The 16,706-nt window shown below is 69.1% G+C and carries 15 protein-coding genes; 2 read left to right on the top strand and 13 right to left on the bottom strand.

Annotation, left to right across the window (positions count from 1 at the left end; translation table 11 throughout):
* Both KDH83_RS09885 and KDH83_RS09890 read right to left on the bottom strand, forming a co-directional pair.
* Window positions 1-517 (bottom strand): TRAP transporter large permease subunit (locus KDH83_RS09885; protein ID WP_212314942.1); only part of this gene is annotated, 517 nt, incomplete at its 3' end.
* A 30-nt stretch (window positions 518-547) separates the two neighbouring features.
* Complete coding sequence (locus tag KDH83_RS09890; protein WP_212314944.1) at window positions 548-1,090, bottom strand: TRAP transporter small permease; 543 nt, start codon at window positions 1,088-1,090, stop codon at window positions 548-550.
* Window positions 1,091-1,246: 156 nt separating this feature from the next.
* On the opposite strand from KDH83_RS09890, the gene KDH83_RS09895 reads away from it, so the two are divergent.
* Window positions 1,247-2,272, top strand: coding sequence for a LacI family DNA-binding transcriptional regulator (locus tag KDH83_RS09895; RefSeq protein ID WP_212314946.1), 1,026 nt, complete (start codon window positions 1,247-1,249; stop codon window positions 2,270-2,272).
* A gap of 44 nt (window positions 2,273-2,316) precedes the next feature.
* Here the strand turns inward: KDH83_RS09895 and KDH83_RS09900 are convergent, their stop codons facing one another.
* The 10 genes from KDH83_RS09900 to KDH83_RS09945 form a co-directional block, all read right to left on the bottom strand.
* Window positions 2,317-3,216: a DMT family transporter gene (locus KDH83_RS09900; RefSeq protein ID WP_212314947.1), complete on the bottom strand. Its 900-nt coding sequence runs from the start codon at window positions 3,214-3,216 to the stop codon at window positions 2,317-2,319.
* Window positions 3,217-3,224: 8 nt separating this feature from the next.
* Complete coding sequence (locus KDH83_RS09905) at window positions 3,225-4,283, bottom strand: histone deacetylase family protein (RefSeq protein ID WP_212314949.1); 1,059 nt, start codon at window positions 4,281-4,283, stop codon at window positions 3,225-3,227.
* 10 nt (window positions 4,284-4,293) lie between these two features.
* Window positions 4,294-4,590, bottom strand: coding sequence for a cupin domain-containing protein (locus tag KDH83_RS09910; protein ID WP_212314951.1), 297 nt, complete (start codon window positions 4,588-4,590; stop codon window positions 4,294-4,296).
* A gap of 31 nt (window positions 4,591-4,621) precedes the next feature.
* Window positions 4,622-6,286, bottom strand: coding sequence for an ABC transporter ATP-binding protein (locus KDH83_RS09915; RefSeq protein ID WP_212314953.1), 1,665 nt, complete (start codon window positions 6,284-6,286; stop codon window positions 4,622-4,624).
* A gap of 5 nt (window positions 6,287-6,291) precedes the next feature.
* Window positions 6,292-7,200, bottom strand: a complete 909-nt coding sequence (locus tag KDH83_RS09920; protein WP_212314955.1) for an ABC transporter permease — start codon at window positions 7,198-7,200, stop codon at window positions 6,292-6,294.
* A gap of 9 nt (window positions 7,201-7,209) precedes the next feature.
* Complete coding sequence (locus KDH83_RS09925; protein WP_212314956.1) at window positions 7,210-8,151, bottom strand: ABC transporter permease; 942 nt, start codon at window positions 8,149-8,151, stop codon at window positions 7,210-7,212.
* A 41-nt stretch (window positions 8,152-8,192) separates the two neighbouring features.
* Window positions 8,193-9,758: an ABC transporter substrate-binding protein gene (locus tag KDH83_RS09930; protein WP_212314957.1), complete on the bottom strand. Its 1,566-nt coding sequence runs from the start codon at window positions 9,756-9,758 to the stop codon at window positions 8,193-8,195.
* 82 nt (window positions 9,759-9,840) lie between these two features.
* A complete protein-coding gene (locus KDH83_RS09935; protein ID WP_212314958.1) occupies window positions 9,841-11,349 on the bottom strand; it encodes a M81 family metallopeptidase in 1,509 nt (502 codons plus the stop codon).
* 255 nt (window positions 11,350-11,604) lie between these two features.
* Window positions 11,605-13,098, bottom strand: coding sequence for a CoA-acylating methylmalonate-semialdehyde dehydrogenase (locus KDH83_RS09940; RefSeq protein ID WP_212314962.1), 1,494 nt, complete (start codon window positions 13,096-13,098; stop codon window positions 11,605-11,607).
* Between the two features lie 96 nt (window positions 13,099-13,194).
* Complete coding sequence (locus KDH83_RS09945) at window positions 13,195-14,520, bottom strand: aspartate aminotransferase family protein (RefSeq protein WP_212314964.1); 1,326 nt, start codon at window positions 14,518-14,520, stop codon at window positions 13,195-13,197.
* A gap of 156 nt (window positions 14,521-14,676) precedes the next feature.
* On the opposite strand from KDH83_RS09945, the gene KDH83_RS09950 reads away from it, so the two are divergent.
* Window positions 14,677-16,095, top strand: coding sequence for a PLP-dependent aminotransferase family protein (locus KDH83_RS09950; protein WP_212314966.1), 1,419 nt, complete (start codon window positions 14,677-14,679; stop codon window positions 16,093-16,095).
* 25 nt (window positions 16,096-16,120) lie between these two features.
* On the opposite strand, the gene KDH83_RS09955 is transcribed toward KDH83_RS09950, so the two are convergent.
* Window positions 16,121-16,606 carry a dihydrofolate reductase gene (locus tag KDH83_RS09955; RefSeq protein WP_212314968.1) on the bottom strand — a complete coding sequence of 162 codons (486 nt, stop codon included), beginning with the start codon at window positions 16,604-16,606 and terminating at the stop codon, window positions 16,121-16,123.
* Between the last annotated feature and the right edge of the window lie 100 nt (window positions 16,607-16,706).

Consider the following 16,706-nt stretch of genomic DNA (forward strand, 5'->3'; position numbering starts at 1 on the left):
GAAAAAAGAGTGGGGGGACCGACCGTTGGGGGGGGGCGCCGAAGAGGAGGAGGGGGACGGCGGGGGGGTGGTGGGGGGCGATGATGCCGCCGGCGGCGATCAGGCCGGGGGCCTGGCCGGCGGCGGAGCCTTTTTCGCGCAGCAGGGGGATCAGCAGCGAGCCGAGCGCGGGGGCGTCGGCCACCGCCGAGCCGGACAGCGCCGCCAGCAGCACGCTGGCGAAGATGGCCACATAGCCCAGGCCGCCCTGGATGTGGCCGACGAACATGCTGGCCAGGTTGACGATGCGGCGCGAGATGCCGCCGGCGTTCATCAGCTCGCCGGCCAGCATGAACAGCGGCACGGCCATCAGCGTGAAGCTGTTGGCGCCGGAAAGCATGTTCTGCGACAGGATCTGGGTATCGAAGAAATCCAGCTGGAACATCATGGCGATCGCGCTGAGCAGCAGCGCGAAGGCGATGGGCATGCCCAGGGCGATCAGCCCCAGCAGCACGATCAGGAAGACGGTCAGGATCATCTTTCGGGTCCGGGCGGTGTGGGGAGGGGATCAGTCCAGCGGATTCTCGGCGCTGGATTCGGCGGGCAGGGGGCCTCCCGCCAGGACGCGGATCAGGTCCACCAGGGTCAGCAGGCCCATGGCCGCCGCCGCATACAGCGCGGCGGCGTTGAACACCGCCAGCGGCAGGCCGGTGACCGGCAGCCGCGTGTCCAGGCCGATCAGGGTCTGGGTCCAGCTGCCCTCGGCCATCAGCCACAGCACCCACAGCGTCAGCAGCTGGCACAGCACGTGCGTCACGCGCCGCGCGGCCGGGCCGAAGCGCTCGACCAGCATGGTCACGCCGATGTGCTGGTGCTCGCGCAGCGCCAGCACCGAGCCCAGGAAGATCATCCAGACGAAGGCCAGCCGCGACAGCTCGTCGGACACGTTGATGCCGGAATTGAACAGGTAGCGCAGCGCGACGTTGCCGAACAGCAGCACGACCATGACCGCCAGACAGGCGACCATCAGCCAGGTCTGCAAGCGGGCACAGCAGTCGGCGGCGCGGGCCAGCGCGGATGCGCCGGGCCGGCCGGGCGGGGAAGCTCGCATGGGGGGTGTCTCCTTGTTTTTTCCGTCCGGAATCGGGTCCCGGCGGGTATTTGTGTTTTGGATGTTAGCGCTAACATTTTCCGTTTGGCAAGCCCCGCGCTTTCGTTCAGACTACGCGCTTCCGTCCGCCGTCCCGGTATGTCCAGGCCCAGGCCCATGTCGATCCGCAAACCCCGAAGCACCCGCGCCGGCCGCGTCACCATGCAGGAAGTGGCGCGGCGCGCGGGCGTGAGCGCCATCACCGTGTCGCGCGCGCTGCGCACGCCGGACAAGGTGGCCGAGCCCGTGCGCCTGCGCATCGCGCAGGTCTGCCAGGAGCTGGGCTACGTGCCCAACCACGCGGCTAGCGCGCTGGCCTCGGCCCGCTCGCAGACCGTGGTGGTGCTGATCCCGTCGCTGAGCAACGTGGTGTTCGTGGACATCCTCAGCGGCATCAAGGAGGCGCTGGACGCCCAGGGCTATCTCATGCTGATCGGCGTCACCGGCTATTCGCCCGAGGCCGAGGAAAACCTGCTGCGCACCTATTTGCAGCATGCGCCCGACGGCCTGATCCTGACCGGCATCGACCACACGCCCGGCGTCTGGAGCCTGCTGCGCGCGCAGCAGATTCCCACCGTCCACACCATCGAGACGCTGGACGACGGCGCGGACATGAGCGTGGGCTTCTCGCAGTTCGAATCCGGCTACGCGGCCGGCCGGCACCTGCTGGATTGCGGCTACCGGCGCATCGCCATCGTGGGCGCGCAGCTCGATCCGCGCTCGCTGCGCCGCTGCGAGGGCTGCCGCCAGTCGCTGCGCGACGCCGGCGCCTATGATCCGGCGCTGGAGATCATGACGCCGGAGAAATCCTCGATCGGCCTGGGGGCGGAGTTGATGGACCGGCTGCACCGCGAGCATCCGGATTGCGACGCCGTGTTCTTCGTCAACGACGACCTGGCCCAGGGCGCGGTGTTCCAGTGCGCGCGGCTGGGGCTGGCCGTGCCGGGCCGGATCGGGCTGGTGGGCTTTCACGATCTGGCCGGTTCGGCCTGGACCACGCCGCCACTGTCCACCATCGCCACGCCGCGCTACGAGATCGGGCTGGCCGCGGCCGGCCTGCTGATGCGCCACCTGGCAGGCGAGGCCATCGAGCGGCGCCACGTGGACCTGGGTTTCGAACTGGTGCGCCGGCAGACGACCTGAATCGTCCGCGCGGCGGCAAGGGACGGGCGCGGCGGTGGCCGCCGTCAGCGCCGCAGCGCCAGGAACATGCCCGCCGCCATGATCAGCAGCATGCCCGCCATGGCCAGGCTGTCGGGCGGACGCTGCAGCCAGAAGGTGCTGAAGATCACCGCCAGCAGCAGCTGGAAGTAGTTCAGCGGCGCCAGCGTGGCCGCCGGCACGCGCTGGAAGGCGGAGATCAGCAGGATCTGCGCCAGGCCGCTGCACAGGCCCAGGCCCACGATCAGCGCCAGGTCCGGCGTCGCCGGCCAGGGATCGGGCAGGAAGAAGGGCGCGGGCAGCGCGGTGGCGATCAGGCAGATCAGGGCGGTGTAGGCGTATTGCACCGGTCCCGGCACCGGGCCGGCGAGCTTGCGCGTCAGCACCTGGAACACCGCATAGCTCACCGCCGACACCGCCATCAGCAGCGTGCCCAGCCAGGGCAGGTCGGCGCCGGGCCGCACGATCAGCAGCATGCCGGCGAAGCCGACGGCGACGGCGGCCCATTGCGCCGCGCGCACCCGCTCGCCCAGCAGCCAGGGCGACAGCGCCACCATGATCAGCGGTGACGTGAAATAGATCGCGGTGGCTTCGGACAGCGGCATCCAGATCAGCGCCGTCATGAAGCAGGTGCCGACGGTGGCCAGCATCAGGCCGCGCAGCACCAGCAGCCCCTTGTACGGCGCGTCGCGCAGGCGCGGCCGTCCCGCGCGCCACAGCAGGAACAGCGCCAGCGTCGCCACGGCCGTGTAGCGCACCACGTTCAGGAAAGGCGCCGGATAGTGTTCCAGCAACCGCTTGGCGCCGGCGTCGAAGGTGGCGAAGGCGACCAGCGCGGCGAAGAACAGCAGCACGCCGGCGCGCCGCGAGGCGGCCGTGCCGGCGGCGGGCGAGGGCAGGGCCTCGGAGCGGGCGGGGGGCGGCATCGCGGCGTTCAGCTCCGGCCCAGGCCTTGCAGGAAGGCATCCAGCGCCGGCCCGATGGCCTCGACCATGTAGCCGCCTTCCTGCACCACCACGGTGGGCAGCCCCAGGGCGCCGATGCGCGCGCCGATCTCGCGGTACGCATCGATGTCCAGGCGCAGCACGCTGATGGGATCGTCCTTGTAGGTGTCGAAACCCAGCGCCAGCACCAGGGCCTGGGGCGCGTGGCCGGCCAGCGCCGCCAGCGCCGTGTCCAGCGCGCGCAGGAAGGGATCGTTGCCGGACCCATGCGGCAGCGGCAGGTTCAGGTTGAAGCCTTCGCCCTCGCCATGGCCGCGTTCATGGGCATAGCCGCTGTAGAACGGGTAGTAGCCGGCAGGGTCGGCGTGCAGCGACGCCGTCATGACGTCGGCGCGGCGGTAGAAGATCTGCTGCGTGCCGTCGCCATGGTGCGCGTCCACGTCCAGCACCGCCACGCGGCCGTGCGTGCGGCGCAGCCGGGCGGCGGCCGCCGCGCTGCTGTTCAGGTAGCAGAAGCCGCCGGCGCGGTCGCGGTGGGCGTGATGGCCGGACGGGCGGCACAGCGCATAGGCCGCGCCGCCGTGCGCCGCGACGTGGTCGGCCGCCGCGACCGCGCTGTGCGTGGAGCGCAGCGCCGAGCGCCAGGTGTGCGGGCCGATGGGGCAGGACAGGTCGCTCAGGTAATAGCCGGTCTGTGCGACGATGGACGGCGAGGGGCAGGGCGGCCGGCCATCTGCCTCGACACGGCCGCTCAGGTAGGGCGACAGGTTGGGCAGCACTTCCGGGCCGGGATCCACGCCCGGTCCCTTCAAGGCCTGCCAGCGGGCGTAGGCGTTTTCCAGATAGTCCAGATAATCGGCGCCGTGCACCGCCAGCAGCGGTTCGCGGCCGAAATCGGGCGGCGCCTGCACCGCGATGCCTCGGGCCGCCAGCGCGGCCTGCAGGCTGCCGGCGCGCGACGGCAGGTCGGTGGGCGCGCTGATGCGGCCCAGCCGCATGAACTGGCGCGGCTCGTGCAGCAGTTGTTCGTCGGAGAAAAAGGCTTGCATGGGGTTCCCGTCAGTGCGATGCCTGTTTGATCTCGACCTCGACGAAGACGAACTCGGCTTCGCCCGGGTTGATGACATTGTGTTCCACGCCAATCGAGCGATAGTACGACACGCCGGCGGTCAGCTGGCTGGTGACCGGGCCGTCGGGCGTTTCCAGCAGCAGCGGGCCGGTGGTCTGCGGCACCACCACGTAATTCATGCCGTGGCGGTGCCAGCCGGTCTCGCCGCCCGGCGGGAAGCGCCATTCGGTGACGGTGACGAATTCGTTGTCGATCTGCACGGTGGGTATGGCCTGGGGGCGTTGCATGGATGCGTCTCCTGTGTGGTGTGGGGTGTCGTCATGCCGCCTGGGCGCGGGCCTGGGTCGGATCCCAGTGCTGGCCGGGCACGGCGGCGATCAATTGCCGGGTGTAGGCGTGCTGCGGGCGGTCGAAGATCTGCGACGGCGTGCCGTGTTCCACGACCTTGCCGCGATGCATGACCAGCACGGCGTCGCAGATCTGGGCGGCCACGCGCAGGTCGTGGGTGATGAAGACCAGGGCGATGCGCAGGCGCTGCTGCAGCTCGCGCAGCAGCTCCAGCACCTGGGCCTGCACCGACACGTCCAGCGCCGATACCGATTCGTCGGCCACCAGCACCTTGGGCTCCAGCGCCAGCGCGCGCGCGATGCCCACGCGCTGGCGCTGGCCGCCGGAGAACTGGTTGGGATAGCGGTCGAAGGCGGATGGCTCCAGTCCCACCAGCGCCAGCAGCTCGCGCGCCCGCGCCTCGGCCGCCGCCTGCGGCACGCCGTTGGCGCGCGGGCCGTCGCTGATGATGCGGCCCACGGTGTGGCGCGGATTGAGCGAGGCGAAGGGATCCTGGAAGATCATCTGGATGTCCTTGCGCATCGGGCGGAAGCGCGATTCGGGCATGGCGGCGATGTCCTGGCCGTTGAACAGCAGCTGGCCGCCATCGATGCCGACCAGCTTCAGCAGGCATTTGCCGATGGTGGACTTGCCCGAGCCGGACTCGCCCACGATGCCCAGGATCTCGCCCTTGCGCAGCGTCAGGTTGACGTCGGCCGCGGCCACCACGCCGTGCGCCGGCTTGCGCGAGAACAGCGAGCCGCCGCCGCCATAGGTGCGGCCCAGGCCCTTGACGTGCAGCACCGGCTGGCCGGCGGGCGCCTCGCGGCGCGACGGCACCAGGCTGGGCACCGAGGACACCAGCCGCCGCGTGTAGGACTGCTTGGGTTCGGCCAGGATCTCGTGGCGCGTGCCGCTTTCGACCAGGTCGCCGCGGTTCATCACGATGATGCGGTCGGAGATCTCGGCCACCACGCCGAAGTCGTGGGTGATGAACAGCACGGCGGTCTTGTGCTTGACCTGCAGTTCCTTGATCAGGGCCAGGATCTGCTTCTGCGTGGTCACGTCCAGCGCCGTGGTCGGCTCGTCGGCGATCAGCAGGCGCGGTTCCAGGATCAGCGCCATGGCGATGACGATGCGCTGGCGCTGGCCGCCGGAGAGCTGGTGCGGGTAGGCGTCGTAGATGCGCTCGACGTCGGGCAGGTGGACCGAGCGGAACATCTCCAGCACCTTGGCGCGGCGCTCGGCGGCGGACATCTTGCGGTGCAGCCGCAGCACCTCGTCGACCTGCTTGCCGACCGTATGCACCGGGTTGAGCGCGGTCATGGGTTCCTGGAACACCATGGCCATGCGGGTGGCGCGCAGCTCGCGCAGGCGGCGCGGCGTGGCGGTGGCCACGTCCTCGCCCTCGACGCGGATCGAGCCCGCGCCGATCTTCAGGATGCCCTGGGGCAGCAGGCCCATGACGGCCAGCGAGGTGACCGACTTGCCCGAGCCGGATTCGCCGACCACGCAGACGGTCTCGCCGGCGTGCACGTCCAGGCTCAGGTTGCGCACGACGCGGCTGCCGGCGCCGGCGACTTCGACCGACAGGTTGCGGATGGCCAGGATGGCGGACGAGGTGTCGCCCGCGGGGGGAGTGGGGGAGTAGGTCATCGGCGTCAGGTCCTGCGCACCATTTTCGGGTCCAGCGCGTCGCGCAAGGCGTCGCCCAGGATGTTCACGCTGAGCACGGTCAGCGACAGGAACAGTCCGGGGAACAGGATCAGGCCCGGCAGCATGCGGAAGTACATGCGGCCCTCGGACATGATGTTGCCCCAGGACGCGATCTCGGGCGGCACGCCCGCGCCCAGGAAGCTGAGGATGGCTTCTGTCAGCATGGCCGAGGCGAACACATAGGTGCCCTGCACGGTCAGCGGCGCGATGGTGCTGGGCACCATGTGGCGCCACAGCAGCTTGGGCAGCGGCGTGCCCAGCGCCAGCGCGGCTTCCACATAAGGCTCGCCGCGCACGGTCAGGATCTGGCCGCGCACCAGCCGCACCACGCGCGGGATCTCGGGGATGGTGATGGCCACCAGCACCGTGGTCAGGCTGGCGCCAGAGACCGACACCAGCGCGATCGCCAGCAGGATGCCGGGGATCGCCATGATGGCGTCCATGGTGCGCATGATCAGGCCGTCCAGCGAGCGGAACCAGCCGGCGATGACGCCGATCACCAGGCCGAGCGCCACGCTGACCACGGCGGCGCCCAGGCCGGCGATCAGCGAGACGCGCGCGCCGTAGGCCACGCGCGACCAGACGTCGCGGCCGAAGGCGTCGGTGCCGAACAGGAACTCGGTGAAGGGCTGCTTCAGGCGCGATCCCGGGTTGATCTGCACGGGATCGACCGTGCCCAGCCAGGGCGCGAACAGGGCGATGGCGACGATGATGACCAGCACCGCCAGCGCCAGCATCACGGGCCAGCTGCGCAGGCCCTGGCGGATCTGGCGCCAGGCGGTGGTTTGCGGCGTGCCGCCGCCCGGCAGGTCGGCGGCGGCGGTGTTGTCGGCCGCGTCGATGGGGGTTTGCATGATGGGGCCTCAGTAGCGGATGCGCGGATCGAACACCGTGTAGGCGCAATCGACGACGAGGTTGATGAACACGTAGACAAAGGCGAAGAACAGCGTCAGGCCCTGGATCACCGGATAGTCGCGTGCCAGCACGGCCTCGACCACCAGCCGGCCCAGGCCGGGGATGTTGAACACCGATTCGGTGACGACCACGCCGCTGATCAGCAGCGCCACGCCCACGCCCACGACCGTGGCGATGGGCACGGCCGCGTTGCGCAGCGCGTGGCCCAGCAGCACGCCGGTCTCGGTCAGGCCCTTGGAGCGGGCGGTGCGGATGAAGTCCTCGCCCATGACCTCGATGACGCTGGTGCGCGTGATGCGCGCGATCAGCGCCACGTAGACCGTGGACAGCGCCAGGGCGGGCAGGATCAGGCGGTGCAGGAACAGCCAGAAGCCGTTGGCCAGCGGCGTGTAGCCCTGCACGTTGAACCAGCCCAGCTTGATGGCGAAGGCCCAGATCAGCAGATAGCCGGTGACGAACACCGGCACCGAGAAGCCGAGCACGGAAAAGCCCATGACGGCGCGGTCCAGCAGCTTGCCCTGGCGCCAGGCCGCCAGGATGCCCAGCGGAATGGCGACGATCAGCGTGAAGACCAGCGTCAGGACCGCCAGGCTGAGCGATGGCTCCAGCCGCTGCCCGATCAGCTGCGTGACCGGCACGCCCGACATCAGCGAGGTGCCGAGGTCGCCCTGCACGAGCTTGCCGGCCCAGATGAAGAACTGCTTCACCACCGGCTGGTCCAGGCCCATGATCTGGCGTATCTGTTCGATACGTTCGGGCGTGGCGCCGTCGCCGGCCATGATGACGGCCGGGTCGCCCTGGCTGGAGCGCAATATTGCAAAGACCACCACCGCGACCATCACCAGAACGGGGATGGTCGCGAGGAGCCGGCGTGAGACGAATGCCAGCATGTTTTCCCCCTTGTGCTGCTAGGCTATCTGCTTACTTGCCGTCAAGGCGCTTTCTTCACGTTCCAGAACGCGAACACCGGTGCATGCACCAGGCCCGAGAGCTTGGTCGAATACACGGTGGGCACGGACATCTGGCCGAGCGGCACGTACAGGCCTTCGTCGATGCCGATGCGCTGCAGCTCGTCGGCGATCTTCTTCTGCTCGGCCGGGTCGGAGGTCAGCGCGAACTTGGTACGCAGCTCTTCGACCTGCGGCATGTCGGGCCAGCCGAACCAGGCGTTATCGCCGCTGGCGGCGGCCGGCGCGGAACGCACCGGGTCCATCACGTCGGTGGCGTACCAGTTGGTGTTGTGGATGTTCCAGCCGCCCTCGGACGGCGCGGCCTTGGAGGCGCGCCGCGTGGCCACGCTCTGCCAATCCATGGCCATCAGGTTGACGTTGAAGCCGGCCTTGCGCAGCGCCTGCGCGATCACCACCGGCTGCGCCGACAGCGTGCCCACGTCGGTGGCGTGCATGATCAGCACGGGCGTGTTGTCGTAGCCGGCTTCCTTCAGCAGAGCCTTGGCCTTCTCGGTGTTCTGCGGCACCACCACGTCCTTGCCGATGTCGGTTTCCAGCGGCGTGCCGCAGCCCCACAGCGAGGCGCAGGTGCGCCAGTACTTGGGATTGCCGACCAGCGCCTTCATCACGTCTTCCTGGCCCACGGCGTACATGGCGGCCTGGCGGATCTTCTTGTTGTTGAAGGGCGGGTACTTGAAGTTGAAGCGGTACATCGTGAAGTAGCCGACCGGGCTGAGCGACTCTTCCTTCAGGTCCTTGTTGCCTTCGACCATGGGCAGCAGGTCGTAGGGGAACTGCTCGACGAAGTCGATCTCGCCGCCGAGCAGCGCGTTGGCGGTGGTCAGGGCGTCGGGCATGACGTTCCATTCGACCTTGTCGACGTTGACGACCTTGCCGCCGGCCAGGCCGCTGGCGGGTTCCTTGCGCGGCACGTAATCGGCGTTCTTGGCGTAGACGGTCTTCACGCCCGGCTTGAACTCGACGATCTTGAACGGACCCGAGCCGGTCATGTCGGTGATGGGCTGGCCGATGGCCTGTTCCGCGATGCGCTTGGGCATCATGAAGGGCGCGGTGCCGGTGGGCTTGGACAACGCGCGCAGCACCAGGTCGGTGGGTTCCTTCATGACGACGCGGAAGGTCTTGTCGTCGACGATCTCGATCTTGTCGGTGAACTTCAGCAGCGTGCGGCCCATGATGTCGCCGCTGGCCCAGCGCTTGATCGAGGCGACGCAGTCGTCGGCCGTCACGGGCTTGCCGTCATGCCACTTCTGGCCGTCGCGCAGGGTCATGGTGTAGGTCTTGCCGTCAGGCGAGACATCCCACTTTTCGAGCATCTGCGGCTGGATCTTGTTGTCGGCGTCGGTGGCCAGCAGCGTGTCGTAGATCATGTAGCCGTGCCACGTCGTGATGTACGCGGTGGTGGCGTGCGGGTCGGTCAGGCGCAACGGCGAATGCATGACCGACTTGATGACCGTGTCGGCGTAGGCGCCGTGGGCCATCAGGAGGGTCGCGCCGGCAAATGCGGCTGCACGGACAAACTTCAGCATGAATGTTCCCCTTGGATCGGTGTGGGCGGCGTTCGTCGGCCGCTACGTCGTTGGCGCGTCGCCGCATGGCGGCGCGAGAGGGTCAGGCATTGCCTGGCCGGCTGGAAAACGCCGGCCCGCAAGGTGCCATTCTGATGCCGGGACGCAGCCGTGTCCATGGTTGTTTTGCCGCGTCCATCAGCATGGAACCGGGCGCCGCGCAGACCAGGATGGCATGGGCGATGGACGTGAAGTCGGCGCGGAAGTGCGCCGAGCTTTTCACCACCAGGATCGCGGCGCGCGCGGGGTCCACGCCGGCAAAGCGGAACATCTCCTGGTCGGCCATCTGCACCTTGTTCGAGGCCACCACGATGCGCACGCCGCCCAGGCTCAGGCAGGCGCTGGGACCCAGGTCCATATGGAAGCCGCGATAGAACGCGCCATGCGTGTCGAAGCGGCCGTCGGATGTCTTCTCGACCAGGAATTCGGCTTCCAGCGGCGCATCGTCGGGAATACCCGAATGTCCACCCAATGCAATCCGCAGCGTGTTGCCCGCGCCCGCATGATGCGCGGCCAGCGCCGCTGCGGGATCGACGATCAGGCCGATGGCGGCATCGCGCGCGCCATGGCGGATCAGCGCGCGCAGCACGCCGGTGGTGTCGGAGCTGCCGCCCGCGCCGGGATTGTCCTGCGCGTCGGCGATGACGATCGGGCGCGACGCGTCGCGCGCCATGCGCATCGCGGTCTGCACGGCCTCGTCGGCGTCATGCAGCGTGCCGCCGAAAGCGGATTCGGCCGCCAGCACCGCGCGTTCCATTTCGTTCGCGGCCGCGTCGGCCTGCGCCTGGGTGGCCGCGTGCGCCCAGACGGCGGGCAGGCATTCGGGAAAATCCGCAGCGGGAAAACCCGTGGCGAACGACAGGCTGGCGCCGGTTCGCGCCTCGATGTCCGCCAGGCGCTGGTACAGGCCGCACGCGGGCTCGATGTCGGTGGACTGCCAGCACAGCGGAATCAGGTAGGGCAGCTGGCGCAGGGCGCTACAGGCGCGCGGCGCGCCGAGCAGCCGCGCCGCCAGCAGCGCGGCCGCGCGCTGCCCGGTCTCGGCCATGTCGATGTGCGGATAGGTGCGATAGCAGACCAGCGCATCGGCGTGGCGCAGCATCTCGCGGGTCATGTTGGCGTGCAGGTCCAGGCTGGCGACGACGGGCACGTCGGGTCCGACCAGTTCACGCACGCGCCGCAGCAGCTCGCCTTCGCCGTCGTCCAGGTGCTCGGCCACCATCGCGCCGTGCAGGTCCAGGTAGACCCCGTCCAGCGGCATCGCGGCCGACAGCCCTTGCAGGATCAGCGCGCTGATGCGCTCGTAGGCGTCGCGCGTGACCGGCCCCGACGGACTGGCCGCGGCCCAGGTGGCGGGCAGCAGCGCATGCGCGCCCATCGCCTCGATGAAGCCGGCCACCGGTATGTTGGCGCCGGCCACGGCCTGGAACATGGCCGGCCCGCTGACCAGCCGAGGCCAGCCGCCGCCCTTGTCCGCGAAATCCTCCCACGCCGCGCGCGACGGCGCGAACGTGTTCGTCTCATGCTGAAAGCCGCCTATCCCGATACGCATCAAATTCCCCTTGTGATACGGATGTCCGGACGCCGCGGGACACTATGCTGTGCTTATCCCCGCGCGTGTTTCAGTGCTTGTGGCGTGGCCTTTGCTCCATCCACGATATTTCAAACGAGCTCGACGTCATGACTGGCAAGAAGTGGCGCCACCGCCTGAAGAGATCGCCCCAAGCGGGGTCGCACGGAGCCGGCTTTGCCGGTCCGTAGCGACGCCCCCTGGGGGGAAGCGCGCAAGCGCTTCGGGGGGGGACCCTCACTCAGCCACAGGCATCGTGAATTCAGCGCCCTTGCCGATGCTGTCGGGCCAGCGCTGCATCACGCTCTTGTAGCGCGAGTAGAAGCGGATGCCTTCCTCGCCGTAGGCGTGGTGGTCGCCGAACAGCGAGCGCTTCCAGCCGCCGAACGAATGCCAGGCCATGGGCACGGGGATGGGCACGTTGATGCCGACCATGCCGACCTTGATCTGGCGCGCGAAGGCGCGCGCCACGCCGCCGTCGGAGGTGAAGCAGGCCACGCCGTTGCCGAATTCATGCGCGTTGATCAGTGCCACCGCCGAGGCGAAATCGGGCACGCGCACCACGCAGAGCACCGGCCCGAAGATCTCTTCGCGATAGATGTTCATGGCGGGCTTGACGTGGTCGAACAGCGTGCCGCCCAGGAAGAAGCCCTTTTCGTTGCCCGGCACCGTCAGGCCGCGGCCGTCGACCACCAGCGTGGCGCCCGAGGCGACGCCGTCCTCGATGTAGCCCACGACCTTGTTGCGGTGCTGCGAGGTGACCAGCGGACCCATTTCCGCGTCGCCCTGCATGCCGTCCTTGACCACCAGCGCCTTGACGCGCGGCGTCAGGCGCTCGATCACCTTGTCGGCCACGTCGCCGACGGCGACCGCCACCGAGATGGCCATGCAGCGCTCGCCGGCCGAGCCGTAGGCCGCGCCCATCAGCGCGTCGGTGACCTGGTCGAGGTCGGCGTCGGGCATGACCACCATGTGGTTCTTGGCGCCGCCCAGCGCCTGCACGCGCTTGCCGCGGCGGGTGCCTTCCGAATAGATGTATTCGGCGATCGGCGTCGATCCCACGAAGGACAGGGCCTCGACATCGGGATGCGCGATCAGCGCGTCCACCGCCTGCTTGTCGCCATGCACCACGTTGAACACGCCTTCGGGCAGGCCGGCCTCGCGCAGCAGCTCGGCCAGGCGCAGCGAGGCCGAGGGATCGCGTTCCGAGGGCTTGAGCACGAAGGTGTTGCCGCAGGCGATGGCCACCGGGAACATCCAGCACGGCACCATCATGGGGAAGTTGAACGGCGTGATGCCGGCCACCACGCCCAGCGGCTGGCGCATGCTCCAGTTGTCGATGCCGCCGCCGATCTGGTCGGTGTACTGGCCCTTGAGCAGATGGGGAATGCCGCAGGCGAATTCCACCACTTCGATGCCGCGCGTGACCTCGCCCTTGGCGTCGGAGAAGACCTTGCCGTGCTCGCGGGTGATGAGTTCGGCCAGCTCGTCCTGGTGCTTGTCCAGCAGCGCCTTGAAGTTGAAGAGGATGCGGGCGCGCTTGAGCGGCGGCGTTTCGGCCCAGGCGGGGAAGGCGGCCTTGGCGGCGCTGACGGCCAGCGCCACGTCTTCATTGGAGGCCAGCGGAATCGAGGACACGACCTCGCCGGTGGCGGGATTGAAGCCGTCGGCGTAGCGGCTGCTGCGGCCCTCGTAGTGCTGGCCGTTGATGAAATGCGGGATCTTCTTCATGGATGCAAAGCTCGAAGCGGGTTTCTTCAAAATGCCCGAGGGCGGCCGTTCAGGCCGCCCGCGGTTCAGGTCGGGACAGTAGCGCGTGCAAGCGCTTTATGCGACCTCTTTCAGGACCTTGCCGATCTGGTCGAAGATCTGGCCGATCTGGGCCTCGTCGATGATCAGGGGCGGCGAGACCGCGATGATGTCGCCGGTGTAGCGGACCATGAGGCCGCTGTCGAAGCACTTCTGGAACACCTCGGACGCGCGGGCGCCGGGCGCGCCGGCGCGCGGGGCCAGTTCGATGCCGGCCACCAGGCCGATGTTGCGCACGTCGATGACGTGCGGCGCGCCCTTGAGCGAATGCGCGGCTTCCTGGAAGGCGCCGGACAGCTTGCGGGCGCGGCCGAACAGGTCGTCGCGCTGATAGATGTCCAGCGTCGCCAGGATGGCGGCGGCGGCCAGCGGATGCGCCGAATAGGTATAGCCGTGGAAGAACTCGATGCCGCCTTGCGGGCCGTTGACGATGGCGTCATGCACCTCGCGCTTGACGGCGACCGCGCCGGCCGGCACGGCGGCGTTGCTCACGCCCTTGGCCATGGTGATCAGGTCCGGCGTGACGCCGAAGTAGTGCGCGGCGGTGGCTTCGCCCAGGCGGCCGTAGGCGGTGATGACCTCGTCGAAGATCAGCAGGATGCCGTGCTTGGCGGTGATCTCGCGCAGCTTTTCCAGGTAGCCGACGGGCGGCACCAGCACGCCGGTGGAACCGGCCATGGGCTCGACCACCACGGCGGCGATGGTGGACGCGTCATGCAGCGCGATGATGCGTTCCAGTTCTTCGGCCAGGTGCGCGCCCCAGGCCGGCTGGCCCTTGGAATAGGCGTTCTTTTCCAGGTTGTGGGTGTGCGGCAGATGGTCCACCGCCGGCAGCAGGGCGCCGGAGAAGGTCTTGCGGTTGGTCGAGATGCCGCCCACCGAGATGCCGCCGAAGCCCACCCCGTGATAGCCGCGTTCGCGGCCGATCAGGCGGGTGCGCTGGCCTTCGCCGCGGGCGCGGTGGTAGGCCAGGGCGATCTTCAGGGCGGTGTCCACCGACTCGGAGCCCGAGTTGGTGAAGAACACGCGGTCCAGGCCGGCCGGCATCAGGGCGGCGACGGCGGTGGCGGCCTCGAAGGCCAGCGGATGGCCCAGCTGGAAGCCGGGCGCGTAGTCCATCTCGCCCGCCTGCCTGGCGATGGCCGACACGATTTCCTCGCGGCAGTGGCCGGCGTTCACGCACCACAGGCCGGCGGTGCCATCCAGGATCTGGCGGCCGTCGGCCGAGGTGTAGTACATGCCCTTGGCGCCGGCCAGCAGGCGCGGCTGTGCCTTGAACTGCTTGTTGGCGGTGAAGGGCATCCACAGATGGGACAGGTCGGGAAGCTGGGCGCGGGCGTTCATGGCGACTCCTGGGAAAGGAAAACCGCGGGGCCTGCGAGGCGCGGGCGGCGGGATTGCGGATGATTCTGGTGTGTCCGGCCGGGATTGAAAATATACGATCCGTGCAAAGCGCCCTAACTGTATAGTTCCAACCATGACAACTGTACAGTTTTGCCGATGATCGATTTCCAGCCCCAGCGCGCGCGTGGCCAGGGGCCGACCCTGGTCGAGCAGCTGGTCGCCGCCGTGTTGCGCGCCATCGAGCAGCAGGTGCTGCGTCCGGGTATGTCCCTACCCTCGGTGCGGGAGCTCGCGCGCCAGTACGAGATCAGCACCTTCACGGTGGCCAGCGCCTACAGCCGGCTGGTGTCGCTGGGCTGGCTGGCGGCCCGGCCCGGAGCGGGCTACCGGGTCGCCTCGCCGGACGCGCCCGCGCGCCGGGGCGAGACGCCGTCCTGGGAGCCGCCCCGCTTGAACGCCGGCTGGCTGGTGTCGGACATCTTCGCGGACCATTCCATCCCCATCAAGTCCGGCTGCGGCTGGCTGCCGGGGGAATGGCTGAACGAGGAAGGGTTGCACGTGGCCCTGCGCCACCTGGGCCGGGTGCCAGCCATGCGCATCGCCAACTACGGCCATCCCTATGGCTACGCGCCGCTGCGCGAGACCATCGCCGCCAGCCTCAGCGCGCAGGGCATGGAAGTGGAGGTCTCGCAGGTCCTCCTGACCCAGGGCGTGTCGCACGGCCTGGACATGGTGATCCGCACCCTGCTGCGCCACGGCGACACGGTGGTGGTGGAACAGCCGGCCTACGCCAACCTGCTGCAGATGCTGCGGCTGGCGGGCCTGCGCGTGGTGCCGGTGCCGCGCAATGCCGATGGACTGGATTGCGAGGCGCTGGAGCGCGTGGCGGCCCAGCACCGGCCGCGCGCCCTGTTCATCAACACGGCGCTGCAGAATCCGTCCGGCGCCAGCATTGGCATGGCCAACGCCTTCCGCATCCTGCAGACGGCCGAGCGGCACGGGCTCTGGGTGGTGGAGGACGATATCTCGCGCGAGCTGGCGCCCGGCGTCACGCCCATGCTGGCGGCGCTGGACGGCGGTTGCCGCGTGGTCTATCTGGGCGGCTATTCCAAGGTGATCAGCCCGTCGGTGCGGGTGGGTTATGTGGTGGCGCATCGCGACCTGGTGCGCGATATCGCGCGCACCAAGATGGCCGTGGGCCTGACCTCGCCCGAGATCATGGAGCGCATCGTGCACCAGGTGATCCGCGAGGGCCGCTACCGCGCCCACATCGCGCGCACCCGCGAGCGGCTGGAACAGGCGCACGCCGCCGTGGCGGGGCTGATGGAAGCGCATGGCTTCGACATCCACACGCGGCCGCAGGCGGGCCTGTTCCTGTGGGCGAAAGTGGCGGGGCAATGGCGCGGGCGCGGCGCCAACGGCCTGGCCGAGATGGCCTTGAAGGACGGCATCTGGCTGGCGCCGGGCTCCTACTTCGAGGCCGACGAGGCAGACACGCCTTGGGTGCGCTTCAACGTCGCGTACTCGGAAGCGCCGGCGTTGTGGCGCTTCATGCGCAACGCCGGCGCCGCCTGAGGGCCGGCTCGCGCGGCGCGCCCGTTCAGGCGCGCTCGTAGGTCACGAAGTCGTATTCGTAGCCGTTCTCGGCCGGCTGCCGCTCGCGCGCGCTTTCCTTCCATTGGAAGGCCGGCAGCAGCGGGAAGAAGGCGTCGCCCTCGACCTGGGCATGCACCTCGGTGGCTAGCACGCGGCGCGCCAGCGGCAGGGCCTGCGCATAGATCTGCGCGCCGCCGATGACGAAGGCCTCGGCGACATCGCCGCAGGCCTGCGCCGCCGCTTCCAGCGACGCCACCACGATGGCGCCCTCCGGCGCGAAATCCGGATTGCGGCTGACGACGATATTGGCGCGCCCCGGCAGCGGCCGCCCCAGCGAATCCCAGGTCTTGCGCCCCATGATGATGGGGTGACCCAGCGTGCTGCGCTTGAAATGCGCCAGATCCCCCGGCAGCCGCCAGGGCAGGGCATTGTCGCGGCCGATGGCGCGGTTGTCGGAATAGGCGACGATCAGGGTCAGGCTGGGAGTCATGCGGACGCTATGGCGAGGTTCAAGGACGGCGCGGCAAGCGCGCACTGCCGTAAGCGTAGCAAATCCGCGCGCGCCGACGCGCGACCCTTCAACGTACCGC

This window comes from Achromobacter sp. Marseille-Q0513, assembly GCF_018195695.1.
Classification (GTDB): Bacteria; Pseudomonadota; Gammaproteobacteria; order Burkholderiales; family Burkholderiaceae_B; genus Achromobacter.